This is a genomic window from Gordonia sp. ALPHA1B1, from assembly GCF_005502615.1.
GTDB classification, from domain to species: domain Bacteria; phylum Actinomycetota; class Actinomycetes; order Mycobacteriales; family Mycobacteriaceae; genus Gordonia; species Gordonia hongkongensis.
This window is the reverse complement of the sequence record NZ_SCOC01000061.1, coordinates 1-14,527: the sequence shown is the minus strand read 5'-3', so window position 1 is coordinate 14,527 and position 14,527 is coordinate 1. Positions and strand designations below refer to the sequence as shown.

General features: G+C 66.8%; 11 protein-coding genes, 1 tRNA gene and 1 rRNA gene. 7 read left to right on the top strand and 6 right to left on the bottom strand.

Annotated features, from left to right (window positions below; genetic code table 11):
* Together FFS52_RS22710 and FFS52_RS22705 are read right to left on the bottom strand one after the other, a co-directional pair.
* A 16S ribosomal RNA gene (locus FFS52_RS22710) occupies window positions 1-63 on the bottom strand; the annotation flags it as partial.
* 791 nt (window positions 64-854) lie between these two features.
* Window positions 855-931 (bottom strand) — tRNA-Met (locus FFS52_RS22705).
* Between the two features lie 218 nt (window positions 932-1,149).
* Between FFS52_RS22705 and FFS52_RS22700 the strand changes: the two genes are divergently transcribed.
* Window positions 1,150-1,434, top strand: coding sequence for a hypothetical protein (locus FFS52_RS22700; RefSeq protein ID WP_058251883.1), 285 nt, complete (start codon window positions 1,150-1,152; stop codon window positions 1,432-1,434).
* A 43-nt stretch (window positions 1,435-1,477) separates the two neighbouring features.
* Here FFS52_RS22700 and FFS52_RS22695 read toward each other — a convergent pair whose 3' ends face one another.
* Window positions 1,478-4,468: a UPF0182 family protein gene (locus FFS52_RS22695; RefSeq protein ID WP_137810999.1), complete on the bottom strand. Its 2,991-nt coding sequence runs from the start codon at window positions 4,466-4,468 to the stop codon at window positions 1,478-1,480.
* 187 nt (window positions 4,469-4,655) lie between these two features.
* Between FFS52_RS22695 and FFS52_RS22690 the strand changes: the two genes are divergently transcribed.
* Window positions 4,656-5,198, top strand: a complete 543-nt coding sequence (locus FFS52_RS22690; RefSeq protein ID WP_137810998.1) for a PPA1309 family protein — start codon at window positions 4,656-4,658, stop codon at window positions 5,196-5,198.
* Between the two features lie 20 nt (window positions 5,199-5,218).
* Here the strand turns inward: FFS52_RS22690 and FFS52_RS22685 are convergent, their stop codons facing one another.
* Entirely contained in the window at window positions 5,219-6,283 is a 1,065-nt protein-coding gene (locus tag FFS52_RS22685; protein WP_171011712.1) for a PDZ domain-containing protein, read from the bottom strand.
* Between the two features lie 123 nt (window positions 6,284-6,406).
* Here FFS52_RS22685 and FFS52_RS22680 point away from each other — a divergent pair, with 123 nt between their 5' ends.
* From FFS52_RS22680 to FFS52_RS22670, 3 genes are all read left to right on the top strand, one after another.
* On the top strand, window positions 6,407-7,879 hold the full coding sequence (locus FFS52_RS22680) for a zinc-dependent metalloprotease (protein ID WP_137810997.1): 1,473 nt from the start codon (window positions 6,407-6,409) through the stop codon (window positions 7,877-7,879).
* Between the two features lie 88 nt (window positions 7,880-7,967).
* On the top strand, window positions 7,968-8,885 hold the full coding sequence (locus FFS52_RS22675; RefSeq protein WP_137810996.1) for a hypothetical protein: 918 nt from the start codon (window positions 7,968-7,970) through the stop codon (window positions 8,883-8,885).
* Between the two features lie 39 nt (window positions 8,886-8,924).
* Window positions 8,925-10,241 carry an AarF/UbiB family protein gene (locus tag FFS52_RS22670; RefSeq protein WP_058251887.1) on the top strand — a complete coding sequence of 439 codons (1,317 nt, stop codon included), beginning with the start codon at window positions 8,925-8,927 and terminating at the stop codon, window positions 10,239-10,241.
* 63 nt (window positions 10,242-10,304) lie between these two features.
* Here the strand turns inward: FFS52_RS22670 and FFS52_RS22665 are convergent, their stop codons facing one another.
* Both FFS52_RS22665 and FFS52_RS22655 read right to left on the bottom strand, forming a co-directional pair.
* Entirely contained in the window at window positions 10,305-10,595 is a 291-nt protein-coding gene (locus FFS52_RS22665) for a WhiB family transcriptional regulator (protein ID WP_137810995.1), read from the bottom strand.
* Window positions 10,596-11,205: 610 nt separating this feature from the next.
* Entirely contained in the window at window positions 11,206-13,353 is a 2,148-nt protein-coding gene (locus FFS52_RS22655) for an ATP-dependent DNA helicase UvrD2 (protein WP_137810993.1), read from the bottom strand.
* A gap of 81 nt (window positions 13,354-13,434) precedes the next feature.
* Here FFS52_RS22655 and FFS52_RS22650 point away from each other — a divergent pair, with 81 nt between their 5' ends.
* Together FFS52_RS22650 and FFS52_RS22645 are read left to right on the top strand one after the other, a co-directional pair.
* On the top strand, window positions 13,435-13,719 hold the full coding sequence (locus FFS52_RS22650; protein ID WP_058251890.1) for a mycoredoxin: 285 nt from the start codon (window positions 13,435-13,437) through the stop codon (window positions 13,717-13,719).
* Between the two features lie 404 nt (window positions 13,720-14,123).
* The coding region (locus FFS52_RS22645; RefSeq protein WP_171011711.1) for a transposase at window positions 14,124-14,527 on the top strand (404 nt) is incomplete at its 3' end.

The following is a 14,527-nucleotide window of genomic DNA, read 5'->3' as shown; positions in this document are numbered from 1 at the left end:
GACTTGCATGTGTTAAGCACGCCGCCAGCGTTCGTCCTGAGCCAGGATCAAACTCTCCATGAAAAAACAGTGAAACAAAACCAACCCCAAAAAAGGCCGGCGTTTCAACACAATCAGGAAAGCACAACCTGACCAAAATAAACCTAGCAAAATGTGACACCCAGGACGGGGCCCGAACGTCACACAACAAACAAACATCTACATCCACAAAGATGCACGATGCTAAATTGGCATCAGACAATTCATCATCACACTATCGAGTTCTCAAAGAACACACACCCACCAGCTACCCACCCCAAATCAGGGCTCTCACCAGCACACTTCGCATTCAACCTTGCCAGCCACCCCGTCTCCGGGGCAACTCTTCCAGCCTACCAGACCCATCCCGCAGCCCGCAACCCCGAAGAATTCCGAACCACTGAGAGACCCAGCAACCCCAAACACTCTACCCAAGCCACAACGACTCAAGCCAAAACATTCAGGGGCGGCCAGCCAAGAAACCCGGTCTCCACTCCCCACCATCAGACCCTCTCAGGCCCTTCCGGGGCGGCGCCGTGGCTCGCTGACTCGACATAAGTTACGCACCGCCGCACCCGCCGTCAAATCGCCTGGTCAGAGTGGGTACGACGCTCGATGCGACGACCTGGGAGTGCAGACTTCGCAGCCTGTTCGGTCGGCAAGCCGGCGGCGACGGTGCCACGGGGACCGACCAGAGCGGATGATCCGCCCGCCGATGCGGCCGCATCCGGGCCTGCCCGGTTGGGTTCTCGAATCGTCGGGCTTGTCCCGCCTCAGACAGGACCGCACATAGCAAGAACCCCCGCCCGGGTGTCCCGGGCGGGGGTTCTTGGTGTTGGTAGCGGGGACAGGATTTGAACCTGCGACCTCTGGGTTATGAGCCCAGCGAGCTACCGAGCTGCTCCACCCCGCGTTGGTGAACACAACGTTACACACCGGTTTGTCAGCGATGCAAATCGGTACTTCAACCCCATCCGACCTGGGAAAACGTCAGTGACGGCGGTCACTCGCACCTCGATAACGGCAGGTGACGTGACGACCCGGACAGCCCGCCCGTCGCCGCTGTGAAATGTGATGCCAGTCACATCAGGCGTACACTCGGCTCACGAGACGCCCCGCCGAGGAGGAACCATGAACACCCACCGCTTCCACCACGAGAGCCACGGGAACCATCCGATGAGTTTCGTCGGGTTCGTCTTGGCACTGACCGGATTCGCCATGGCCGCGCTCTGGCTGGTCCACATGGCGGTCGGGAATGTCGGCCCCGCGATCATCTGCGGCCTGCTGATGGTCGCGGCTTTCACGACGGCGGTGTCGATCTTCTTCTCGCTGGGCCACCGGCACCACCACAGCCCGGTGCTCCCCGACAACACCCCCAACGAAACCGAGCGCTACCTGCGGAAATACCGCGGATAGCGGTATGACTCGCAGATAGCGCCCGGCCTGGGTCGTCGTTCGACTAGTTGGGAGCCGCCAGCGACTCGTAGCGGGCAACCGCCTGACTCAGCTGGTCGAGTGCCTCGCCGTACGCTGCGAAGTCGCCACTCTGCTGAGCCTGGCGTAGCGCCGTGATCGCGTCACTGATGGCGTTTGCCGCGTCGTCCCGCTCCGGCGAATCACCTTGCTGCGGAGGTTGATTCGGTGCCGGCGTGGCCGGTGCCGGCGTTCCGGCCTGGTCCGGCGCGGGCGGTGCCTGCTGATCGCCGGGGACCACTCCGGCAGCGGGCGTGATGCCGACCTGCCGCAGAGCCTCGCGAGTCGTGGGTGCATAACCGATCCCGGATACCCGGTCTGCCGATTCGAACCTCGTGATCACACGGAACAGACGGGGGAAGGCCTCTTCGCCCTGGGCCTGTGCGTACAACGGGACGACGTACAGGATGCCGTTGTCACCCACCGGAAGCGTGAGGAGATTACCGAAGGTCACCGTCGCCGTGTTCTCGAGCGACTTCAGTGATTCCGCCACCGTTCGGTCGGTGCGCATCGGGTTGAACGCCTGCTGCGGACCGGACCGTTGGGAGTTGCTGGGCAACTGCTTGACCGTCATCTGACCGTAGTTCTCGGGATTCGACGACACGGTCACATAGGCGCCCAGGATCGGTCGGTTGAGTCGCGTCAGCACCGAGGTCAGCTGGAACGTCGGCTCACCGCTCTCCGGGTCCGAGGCCACGAAGTAGTACGGGGGCTGGTCCAGCCCGCGCTGCTCGGCGTCCGGGTCCGTCGGATCGGAGGGCACCGACCAGAAGTCGCTCGCCTGGAAGAACGTCTGGGGCGAATCGACGTGGTAGCGGGTCAGCAGCGACCGCTGGATCTTGAAGATGTCCTCGGGGTAGCGGACGTGATCCCGCAGGGAGGTCTGCGCGTCGAAGTCGGCGCGGGACTTGACCGTGTCGGGGAAGACCTCCATCCACGTCTTCAGCACCGGGTCATCGGTGTCGAACTGATACAGCTCGACCTCGCCGGTGTAGGCATCGACGGTCGCCTTCACCGAGTTGCGCACGTAGGACACGGTCTTGTTGATCTGCGTCCGGCCGGTCTGCCCCGGGTTGAGGTCCTGGGCGTCGGCGGTCGCGCTCTGCAACGACGTGGGCTGCGAGTACGGGTAGTCGTCGAGGGTGGTGTAACCGTCGACGATCCACTTGATCGAGCCGTCCTCCATCACCGCGGGGTACGTCTTCGAATCGACCGTCAGCCACGGTGCGACCTGTTCGACGCGGTCCCGGGGATCGCGGTTGTAGATGATCTTCGATGCCGAGTTGATCTCGCCCGACAGCAGGAAGTTCCGCTCGGCGTACTTGCCGGCATAGAGGACTCGGGAGAACCAGTTGCCGAGCGAGACTCCCGCCGGCCCCTGGTAGGTGTACTTGTCGTCCCCGATGTCGTGTTCCCGAGCCTGCCCGTCGTCGGAACCGACGATCGCGTAATCCGGGTCGATCTTCGCGAGCAGCTCGCCGAAGTAGATCCGCGGCTGTGACACCTTGATCGGGGCGTCCCGCTTGTACTCCTCGGTCTGGTAGTTCGAGGTGTCGCTGACGTAGTAGAACGGATCGCCGCCACCGTCGACGTTGTTGACGTCCGTCGACTCCTTCACCCGGTTGGCCGGGGCGGCGACGAACCCGTCTCCGTGGGTGTACACCAGGTGCTTGTTCAGCCAGTTCTGCTGGTTTTCGAGATAGCGACTCGGATCGAGCTCGCGCACCGACACCACGAAATCACGGAGCTCGCCGTCGATGCGATAGCGGTCGACCGCCAGCTGCGTCGGGAATCCGTAGAAGTTCTGCCGCTGCTGCTGCTGGATGAACGTCGGGGACACCACATTCGGGTCCAGGATCCGGACGTTCGACAGCGTCGGTTCATCGCTGTTCACCAGCGCCGGGTTTGCCGGCCCGGCGGTCCAGCCCGGCTGGGTGATGACCTTGTCCGGCCCGATGCCGTACGCCTCGCGGGTCGAGGTGATCGCGCGTTCTATGTACTCGGCTTCCTTCTGCGCGGCATTCGGCTTGACCGAGAACTGCTCCATCGTCAGCGGCCAGCCGACCCCGATGAGCAACGCGGAGAACAACATCAAGACGGTGGCCAGTGCCGGCACCCGCAGGTCGCGGAGCACGATCCCGGCGAAGAACGCCACCGCACAGATGATCGCGATCGCCATCAGGATGAGCTTCGACGGCAGCACCGCGTTGATGTCCGTGTAACTCGCCCCCGGGAAGATCTCGGCCTTCCGCTGACTGGACAGCAGAGTGTACCGGTCGAGCCAATAAGCGGCCGCTTTCAGCAGCAGGAAGGTGCCCGCCAGCACCGCGAGCTGAATGCGTGCCGCGGTCGTGACCGAACCACCGCCTTGCCCCAGGCGGATACCTCCGAACAGGTAGTGCGTGACCAGGTTCGCCAGGAACGCCACCAGGACCACGACGAACAGCAGGTTGAGCACGAAGCGGAAGAACGGCAGGTCGAAGGCGTAGAACCCGATGTCGAGGTTGAACTGCGGGTCTGTCCGACCGAACGACTGGCCGTGCAGGAACATCTGGACGGTCGCCCAGGACCCCTGCGCGACCAGACCGGCCAGGGCGCCGATGATCACCGCCGGAACGATGGCGAACCAGCGGACCTTGCCCATGATGGCCGTGCGGTACCGGGCGAGCGGATCGTTCGGGCCCGCGGTCGGTACGAACACCGGGCGACTGCGGTACGCCAGGGAGACCGCCCCGAAGATGATGAGTCCGACGACGATCGTCGTGATCAGGAAGAGGATCACGCGCGTCCAGATCACCTTGGTGAAGACGCTCGAATACCCGACGTCGGAGAACCAGAGCCAGTCGGTCGCGAGACCGATCAGGCGTGGCCCGACGAGCAACAGCACCAGGACGGCCACGCCGAGCCCGATGATGATCTTGCTCCTGCGTGACAGTGTCGGCATTCCCGCCGGCCCTCGGACGCCCACCAGACCCACTCTCCAAAGCTCTCAATCCGGACACCACCCGCGCACACGTGCCTGCTGGGCGTGGTGCCCACTGTACTGGCACCACCCGGGTGACCAACTCACTCGGGGCGCCCGCTCAACGATCGCCACACCTCAGCGGTTCCCTGGCGGCGTCGCAGACTCGCGGTCGCACCGCGACCCAGGGCAGGATGAGCACGTGCCCGACCTCCCGACGACACCACGCGCCTTCTCCACCGACGATCTCGGCAGCGCGTTGAACCAGATCATGGAACACCTCGACTCCCGTGGCTGGGGTCAGTCACCGTCCGTGTTCGCGCTGGCGCCGACCGCCCTCCTCCACGCACAGCTTCCCGAGGTGATCTCCGACGACGGTTCAGTGTTCACCCCGGTGGAGGAAGACATCGACGACCTCGACGAGTTCCTCGCCTCGGCGGTCTGGCCGGAGGAGGTCGCCGGGGCGGCGGTGAGTATGGAGATCGTCATCGCCGATCCCGAAGACGACGACCGGACGCCCCGCTTCGTGGTCACCGACACCGGCGATCACCATCCGGGCGAGGAGGTTGCGCGGCTGGTGGTCGGGGTGCTGCGCACCGGCGCCGATCTCGCGCTGATGCGTCTTCGACCCGAACCCGACGGGGAACCCGAACTGCTGACCCACCCGCAACTGGCACTCGAACTGCGGGCCGCGCTGCGCGACACCTTCGCTCCCGATCTACCGGAGTCGTCCGACCGGGGCTGACGCGGCAGTCCTGGCAAGCCTCAGCAGCTCGGCGCCGGACGGCCCGCGCCGACCGCGTTCAGCGCGTCGACAGCGCCCTCGAGGGTGTCGACCTTCACCAGCTCCAATCCGTCCGGTCGCTCCGAGACCGCCTCGGCACAGTTGCGGTCCGGGACCAGGAAGACCGTCGCGCCGGCGTCGCGGGCGGCCCGGGTCTTGTGCGTGATCCCACCGATGGGACCCACAACCCCCTCGTCGGTGATCGTGCCGGTGCCCGCGATGAACTTGCCGGAGGTCAGCTCGCCGGGACTCAGCTGGTCGATGACCGCGAGTGCCAGCATCATCCCCGCCGACGGTCCCCCGATGTCCCCCACGTTGTAGGTGACCTCGAGGCGCGGATCGGCATCGACCACCTCAGGAACGACGCCCAGATACCCGGCCTCGGAGTCGGCCGGATGCGTGCCGAGGGTCACCGACACGGTCTGCCGGGCACCGGTGCGGACGATCTCGATGGGCAGGACGGTCCCCGGCGGATTGTCGCCGACGACCTTCCGCAGCTGCTCGCCCGTTTCCACCGGCACGCCGCCGGCCGCCACGACCTCGTCGCCGGCGCGCAGCACGTCCACCGCGGGCCCGTCGGGTGCGACGCTCGCGATGCGCAACGCGGTGGGACGATCGAGGTAACGGAGCGCGGCGACCGTCGCGTTCTCCTCGGACCCCGTCATCTGCTGCGCGTTCTCCTGCTGGACCTGCTCGGTGGTGCGGTCGGGCGGATAGACCTGGTCGCGCGGCGTCAGCGAGTAGGTGCCCGACACCCACATGCCCAGGGCGTCGAACAGCGAGATCCCGTCCCGCACCGAGACGGTGGTGAGGTTGAGGTGGCCGGTCGTCGGATCGGTCGGCGCACCGTCGATCTGCACGACCTTGCGCTCCACCACCGCCCCGTCGTCCTCCACCTTCGTCGTACCGAGGGTGTTGAGCGTGGGTCCGGGCCCGAGCGCGGCGTAGGGCACCTGCACCTGCGTGCCGAGCACCAGCAACGCCAGCAGGACCACGGTGGAGACCGCGGCCGCGGCGATTCTCCGGAATCGGGGGCTCGAACTCATTCCGCACACGATAGTGCCCCGCAGCGACCACGAGTCGGCTGCGCCGGCGACCATGAGCCGGCTACGCGCAGGGCGAACAGTCGTCGCCGTTTGCGGGCCTCACCGGGCGGTACGGTGGAACCCATGAGTGATCTGCCCTTCGGCTTCTCGTCGTCCGGTGACGGCGATGACGACCGCGACAAGAACAGCGGCGACAAGAACAAGCCGGGCGACAATCCCGGTGGCAACCCGTTCGGCGGGGCCAACCCGTTCGGATTCGGGGGCGGGCAGGGGTTCGGAGGCGGTCCCGGCGGCGACTTCGACCCCTCGAAGTTCGATCCCAACATGATCGGCCAGATGTTCTCGCAACTGGGCAACATGTTCAGCGGTATGGGCGCGGGCATGGCGGGCGGCGGAAACGCTCCGGTGAACTACTCGGTCGCGACCAATCTCGCCCGCCAGCAGATCGGTTCGTTCACCCCGATCCTCGAGAAGGAGATCTCGGCCTCGGCCGACGCGGTCCGGCTCGCCGACGTCTGGCTCGACGACGCGACGAATTTCCCCAGCGGCGTCACCCAGACGGTGGCGTGGACACCGGTCCAATGGCTCGAGGAGTCGATGGACACGTGGAAGGGTCTGTGCGACCCGGTCGCCGAGCAGCTGGCCCGGACCTGGCAGGACAACCTCCCCGCCGAGGCGGCCCAGTTCGCCGGCCCGATGATCGGGATGCTGACCCAGATGAGCGGCATGGCGTTCGGCACCCAGCTCGGACAGGGGCTCGGTCAGCTCGCCAAGGAGGTGCTGACGTCGACCGACGTCGGGCTGCCGCTGGCGCCCGAGGGGATCGCCGTCCTGCTCCCCGAGGCGATCGCCAAGTTCGCCGAGGGTCTGGAGCAGCCGGCGCAGGAGATCATCGTCTTCCTCGCCGCGCGCGAGGCCGCCCATGTGCGCCTGTTCACCCACGTCGGCTGGCTGCGTCAGCGGTTGCTGACCACCGTCGAGGAATACGCCCGCGGCATCAGTATCGATTTCAGCGGTATCACCGACGCCACCGCCGGGATCGACCCGACCCAATTGCTCTCCGACCCTTCGAAACTCGAGGAGATCATCAGTTCGTCGACGTCGTTCGAGCCGACCACGACACCTGAGCAGAAAGCGGCGCTCGGCCGTCTCGAGACCCTCCTCGCCCTGATCGAGGGCTGGGTAGAGCAGGTCGTGACCCGAGCGCTCGGCGACCGGATCCCGAGTACCGGGGCCCTCACCGAGACCATGCGACGCCGGCGCGCGTCGGGCGGGCCGGCCGAGCAGACATTCGCAACCCTCGTCGGTCTCGAGCTTCGGCCCCGCAAGGTCCGCGAGGCGTCGGAGCTGTGGCGCCGCGCGCTGGAGGCCACCGACGTCGCGACCAGGGACGGCGTGTGGGCACACCCTGATCTGCTGCCGGATGCCGATGACCTCGACAACCCTGCGGGTTTCATCGACCGGCTCCTGGGCGGCGACGACCTCGACGACCCGATCGCACAGCTCGAGAAGACGATCGCCGAGGAGAAGGCGCGCGACGCCACCGACGAGTCCCGTAACGACGACGGCGGCGACTCGGCACGAGGCGGATCGTAGGAATTCACACCACCGGTGGAACGCGCCATGCTGTGGATAACCTGCTCGCCGAGCGCCCGCGACGGCGTTCGGCTGGCAGAGTTGCCGCATGTCGCCAGCCCGGACGAGTTCCAGCGCCATCTCGGTGTCCCCCTGCGCTGTTCCGCCCGCGGTCCCGCGGCTGCTCCCGGGGACGCCCGTCATCGTCCAGCCGGGCAACTCGGTCCGCGTGGGCATCGATCCGGCCGACAGCCTGCTTTTCGACTTCGACGCCTCGGTGTCGGCGTATTCCGTCGCCGGGCTGCTTCGATCGTTGGAGGATCCGTGCACGGCGGACACCTTCGCTCGCCGCGCCCGACGGGCCGGCCTCCACGACGACGACCTCGATCTGGTCCTGAGCAGTCTGGTGTCGGCCGGCCGAGCGGTTGTCGACCGCCCGCCCACGGCCGCGGAGTTCCACGTCCTGATCCATGGCCAGGGGCCGCTCAGCGAACAGCTGTCGACCTCGTTGCGCAGCATGGGTTTGTCAGCTCGACGGACGATGCGGCGGCTACCCGACGGGACGCTCGATGCCGTCGACACCGACCTGGTGATCCTGACCGACTTCGTCGTCCACGATCCGCGGGTGGTGTTCGCACTGACCCGGGCCCGGATCCCCCATCTGCTGGTCCGGGTACGCGACGGGGTGGGCATCGTCGGCCCGCTGGTGCTCCCCGGACTGTCGAGTTGCCTCATGTGCGCGGACCGTCACCGGTCCGACGCGGACCCGGACTGGCCGGCCCTGGCCGTCCAGCTGATCCGGACGTCGGGTCAGGCGAGCCCGGCCGTGGTGGCGATGACCGCCGCGATGGCCCACTCACAGATCGAGCAATTGGTGGAGGCCGTACGCGACCGGCCGCATGTGGAGCCGCGACCCGATCCGCAGCTGCTCGACCATGTGTTGGAGTTCCGAGATGACCCGACGCGGCTGGACATCAGACAATGGTCGCCGCACCCGGCCTGCGATTGTCGTCCCGCACCGGACTAGCAAGCCAGGTCGTCTATTGTGTGACGCGGAAAGGATGCTATGACCGACATCACCAAAGGACAGGGTCGCCGCAACGCGAAACTGGCCTCTCTTCCGATCGGTATGGCCGGGCGGGCTGCGGCCGGTTTCGGCAAGCGCATGGTCGGCAGGGACAAGGACGAGGTCAACCAGGAGCTCCTGGAGAAGTCCGCCGAACAACTGTTCGCCGTTCTCGGCGAACTCAAGGGCGGCGCCATGAAGGTCGGGCAGGCGCTCTCGATCATGGAAGCCGCGATCCCCGACGAGTTCGGCGAGCCGTTCCGCGAAGCGCTCACCAAGTTGCAGGCCGACGCCCCGCCCATGCCGGCCGCGAAGGTCCACAAGGTGCTCGACCAGCAGCTCGGCACCCGGTGGCGCGAACGTTTCCGGGAATTCTCCGACGAGCCCGCGGCATCGGCTTCGATCGGACAGGTACACAAGGGAATCTGGTCCGACGGCCGTGAGGTCGCGGTCAAGGTCCAGTACCCCGGGGCCGACCACGCATTGAAGGCCGATCTGAAGACCCTGTCCCGCATGTCCGGACTCCTGCAGCGCCTGTCCCCCGGCACCGACGTCAAGGCGATGATGGACGAACTCATCGACCGGACCGAGGCCGAGCTCGATTACCTCGGCGAGGCCGACAATCAGCGCGCCTTCGCCAAGGCCTACGACGGCCATCCCGACTTCCTCATTCCCAAGGTCGTCGCGAGTGCACCCAAGGTCGTCGTCTCGGAGTGGGTCGACGGCGTCCCGCTGTCGAAGATCATCACCACCGGGGACCAGCAGACCCGCGACGACGCCGCCGCGAAGATGGCCGAATTCGAGGTCAGCTCGCCGTACCGGGTCGGACTCCTCCACGGCGATCCGCATCCGGGCAATTTCTTCCGGGCCACCGACGGGCGGTTCGGCGTACTCGACTTCGGTGCGGTCGGCCACTATCCGGAAGGCCTCCCGCCCGAGACCGGACCGATTCTCCGGCTGGCGCGGGACAAGAAGTACGACGAACTCAAAGAACTCATGATCTCCGCCGAGTTCATCCGCCCGTCCCACGCGAACAAGGTGACGAGTGCCGACCTCGAGGCCTACCTGCGTCCCTACGTCGATCCGCTCTACAGCGAGTCGTTCCACTTCACCCGGAAGTGGATGCAGCGGGCCGCGGGCAAGGCCACCGATGTTCGCGGCGAGGTGTACAAGACGTCACGAAACCTGAACGTGCCCAAGCGTTTCGTGATGGTCTTCCGCGTACTCGGGGGCTGCGTCGGCATCGCCTCGCAACTCGAGGCGCATGCCCCATACCGGGCCATCATGGAGGAGTGGGTCCCCGGCCTGGGCGACTGACCCCACCCCGCAGACACGACACCGACGCCGCGAGCATTTCCGCTCGCGGCGTCGGTGTTGTTGTCATGCAACGTTCTTACGCGGGCGACCGCGGGGACGCTTGCGTGCGATGACGGCTCCGCGCTCGAAGATCTCGCCTCCCCAGACCCCCCAGGGCTCGGATCGATCGAGTGCGGCCTGCAGGCACTGGGCCCGCAACGGGCATTCGGCGCACATGGCCTTGGCACGCTCGAGGTCACGGGGGTCTTCGGCGAACCACAGATCTGCGTCGGAGACCTGGCAGGGCAGGTCGAGCCGGGCGGTCGCTGCGCGGTCCGCCGACATACAGGACTCGAGGAGGCATTCGACAGTCATTGGTTTCTCCACATCTGCTCGTTTGGGGTGTTGAACCCGAGTCCTCGATGTGGCTCTGTGTCCGAGACCCCTGGATCGGGGTGGAGATTCGGTGACAGAAAAAGAGGGCCACGGGTGTCGCCTCTGCGATTCGCCCGTGGCCCGGAATGTCTCGGAGATCTAACTCCGGGAACTTCGGAACAGAACGGGGAACCGACGCGGCGCGGGTGCTACTGCTGCTGCGGGCGGTGCGATTCGCGCGACGCGCGCTTCGGCTGCCAGGTGCAGAGCCGCCGGCGGGACGGCGACCGGGCGTGCAAAGCTCGTGCACGCTCGGGCGACCGGCATCCAGGAGCGGGTGCGACCGGTACGCGCGATGGCGGGCTGATTCGGCTTCAGCGCATGCAATTTCGGCGCATGCGTGTCGGCTGCTCTCAGGTTCGCCGCAGACTGGCAGATGCCGGCCTGGCTCACGGTGATTCCGTTCACTGATCCACTCCCTTCTGGTCTCGTGGCTTTCCGCGTTCGTGTCGGTCGTCGGTGACTGTGGCGGGCCGGTGTGACGGACGCACACAACCCATCCCCGTACTGACGGGACTCAGAGTAGACGCTGGGCCGAAACCCGCACAACCTATTTTTGACCTGCGGTTTCGACGAGTTCGATGATCTCGGCGCCGTACTCGTCGACCTTCTTCGCCCCGATTCCCGAGATCGCCACCAGCGCAGCGGTATCGGTCGGTCGTTGCTCGGCGATCGCGGTGAGGGTCTTGTCGGAGAAGACGACGAAGGCCGGCACCTTTTTCTCCTGGGCCCGCTCGCGACGCCACTCCTTGAGCGAGACCAGCAGTCCTTCGTCCAGATCCGACGGGCACCCGGCGCAGCGACCGAGCAGCGTCGCGGTCGAATCCATCAACCGGGAACCGCAGACCCGGCAGGTCGGTCCGCGGCGGGGCGCGCGCTCCTTCGCGATCGGCGACGCGGGCGAGTCGTCGGGCACGAGGTCGGCGAGGAACCGCGAGCGACGCCGGGCACGGCCGCCCTCGTTGCGGGCCAGGGCCCACGACAGGTGCAGGTGCTCGCGGGCACGCGTCACTCCGACATAGAACAGTCGCCGCTCTTCCTCGACCTCTTCCCAGGACCCCTTGATCGCCTGGCTGATGGGCAGCGACCCGTCGGTGAGTCCGACGAGGAACACCGCATCCCACTCGAGTCCCTTGGCCGCGTGCAGCGACGACAACGTCACGCCCTGCACCGTCGGGGGATGGCGCGCCTCGGCGCGGGCGGCGAGTTCGGCCGACAGTTGCGGCAGCGTCAGTTCCGGGTTCTCGGCGACCATGTCCTCGGTCAGCTGGACCAGCGCTTTCAGTGATTCCCACCGGCTGCGCGCCTGCGCACCGGACGGCTGCTCCTCGCTGAGACCCAGCTCGCCCAGCACCGCGCGTACGACGTCGAGGAGCTCCACGTCGGGTCTGACCTCGCGGCCAGCGACCGTCGCGAGCTGCCGCATGGCCTGCCGGACCTCGGTGCGCGCGAAGAACGCCTCGCCGCCGCGCACCTGGTACGGGATGCCCACCTCGGTCAGGGCCTGCTCGTAGTTCTCGGACTGTGCGTTGACGCGGTACAGGATCGCGATCTCGGCGGGCGCGACCCCCGATCTGATGAGGTGTTTGATCTCGATGGCGATCGCCGTCGCGGCGGCGGGCTCGTCGTCGTACTCGGCGAACTGCGGCGCCGGCCCGGGCGGGCGCTGTCCGATGAGCTGCAGGCGGGTTCCCGCGATGCGCCCCCGGGCGGCGCCGATGACGCGGTTCGCCAGATCGACGACCTGCGGGGTGGACCGGTAGTCGCGCTCGAGACGGACGACCGTGGCCTCCGGGAACCGGCGACTGAAATCCAAGAGATGGTTCGGCGAGGCACCGGTGAACGTGTAGATCGTCTGGTTGGCGTCACCGACGACCGTCAGGTCGTCGCGTTCCCCGAGCCAGGCGTCCAGCAGACCCTGCTGCACCGGCGTCACGTCCTGGTACTCGTCGACGACGAAACACCGGTACCGCGAACGGAATTCGTCCGCGGCGCCCGGTTCGACGGTGAGGATCTGGGTCATGTAGATGAGCATGTCGTCGAAATCGAGCAACCGGTCCCCGTCGGGCGAGACCTTGGCGTCCTCGTAGTGCCCGTACACGGCCGCGACCTTCGGCGGCGGTGCCGGGGACTCGCGGCCGAGCCGGCCGACCGCCTCGACGTAGTTCTCCGGTGAGATCAGCGAGGCCTTGGCCCACTCGATCTCCGACGACAGGTCTCGCAGCGTGTCGGTCGAGGTGTCGAGGCCGGAGCGGCGAGCCGCCCGCGAGATGAGCGGGAACTTGTTGTCCAGGAGCTCCCACCGGGCGTCACCGAAGGCACGCGGCCAGAAGTACCGCAGCTGACGCATGGCGGCCGCGTGGAAGGTCTGGGCCGCGACGCTGCCCCCCGTACCGCCGACACCGAGACTGCGCAGGCGGGTGCGCATCTCGCCGGCGGCGCGGGCGGTGAAGGTGACCGCCAGGACCTGGCCGGGATTGACCTGGCCGGTGTCGACGAGGTGGGCGATGCGCCTGGTGACGGTCCGGGTCTTGCCCGTGCCCGCCCCGGCCAGCACGCACACCGGTCCGCGCGGCGCCAGGACTGCGGCGCTCTGCTCGGGGTCGAGTCCCTCGACCGCGCCACCACTCGCCGACACCGCAGCACGACGCGGGGACTCGGGTTTCGCGGCAGAAGTCGGATGAGGCACGGCGTCCACTATGTCACCAACCACCGACGCCGCCGGCAGGCGAACAACGCGGACGGGAACAGCAGGCCCGGACATGGTGTTATGGGACCCATGAGCAACGTGATCGACGACGAGGCCGGCGCCCGCACCTCCGACTCCGGTGAGCTGACCATGTACACCACGTCGTGGTGCGGCTTCTGCGCGCGCCTCAAGCGCGGCCTCAAGAGCAGCGGTATCAGCTGGCAGGAGATCGACATCGAGCTGAACCCGGACGCCGCCGAATTCGTGGGCAGCGTGAACGGCGGCAACCATGTCGTCCCGACCGTCCTCTACGCCGACGGCACCACCGCCACCAACCCGTCGATCGCCGACGTGAAGGCGAAGCTGGGCGTCTGAGTCCGTTTCCGGGTCAGCTCGCCGGGCCCTTCGTGGCTCGTCGACCTCGACGCGCTCCTTCCTCGCTTGCTCGGCCCGGCGGCTTGCGCTCCTCGCACCTTAGGGGGCGGGGAGCCGTCGTCGCTTTGCTCCTCGCACCTCAGTAGCTGCGGCCTGACGGCCGTTGTGGACTGCGAGAGAACTCGTTGTGGCTCGGAGCGGGCCCCAACCACTGCTCCCTGAGGAGGCCGGAGCTTGCGGAGGCCGTCACGAAGGGTCCTGGTGAGATGCGTCGCCAACCCTTCGAGGCTCGTCGCTAACGCTCCTCGCACCTAGTAATAGCTGGAAGGGCTTTGGTAACTGGGACATCCTCCTGATGTGGTCATAAGGGGCTTGGTTATCCCAACCACAAAAGGAGGATGTCAATGTCTAAGGCTAGTCGTTTGAGTCGAGGTGACAAGCGTCGGAACGATCGGTTGACCCGGTTCCGGGGGATCGTGCGCCGCGACCACGCGGTCGCAGCGATCGATCTGGCATCGAACAAACAAGTCGTCGCGGTGGTCGATCACGACTCCCGCATCGTGGCGCGCCGCACGTTTCACTGCGCGCCACCACAGTTGGCCACCGCGATCGAGTGGAGCCGTACCGCCGCTGCTGCTGCGGGGTTTGCCGGCATCGTCATCGCGTGTGAACCGACCGGGCATCGCTGGAAAACCGTCCGAGACCTCACCGCTGCGGTCGGGGTGCAGATGGTGTGCGTGCAACCGATCGCCGTCTCTCGCGCCCGGGAGACCGAAGACTTCACCCACGACAAATCCGACGACAAAGA

Bases quoted from the DNA above. Each gene is read 5' to 3' on its own strand.
- FFS52_RS22700 (WP_058251883.1), top strand. From the start codon at position 1,150: ATGAACACCCACCGCTTCCACCACGAGAGCCACGGGAACCATCCGATG.
- FFS52_RS22685 (WP_171011712.1), bottom strand. From the start codon at position 6,283: ATGAGTTCGAGCCCCCGATTCCGGAGAATCGCCGCGGCCGCGGTCTCC.
- FFS52_RS22680 (WP_137810997.1), top strand. From the start codon at position 6,407: ATGAGTGATCTGCCCTTCGGCTTCTCGTCGTCCGGTGACGGCGATGAC.
- FFS52_RS22675 (WP_137810996.1), top strand. From the start codon at position 7,968: ATGTCGCCAGCCCGGACGAGTTCCAGCGCCATCTCGGTGTCCCCCTGC.
- FFS52_RS22670 (WP_058251887.1), top strand. From the start codon at position 8,925: ATGACCGACATCACCAAAGGACAGGGTCGCCGCAACGCGAAACTGGCC.
- FFS52_RS22665 (WP_137810995.1), bottom strand. From the start codon at position 10,595: ATGACTGTCGAATGCCTCCTCGAGTCCTGTATGTCGGCGGACCGCGCA.
- FFS52_RS22650 (WP_058251890.1), top strand. From the start codon at position 13,435: ATGAGCAACGTGATCGACGACGAGGCCGGCGCCCGCACCTCCGACTCC.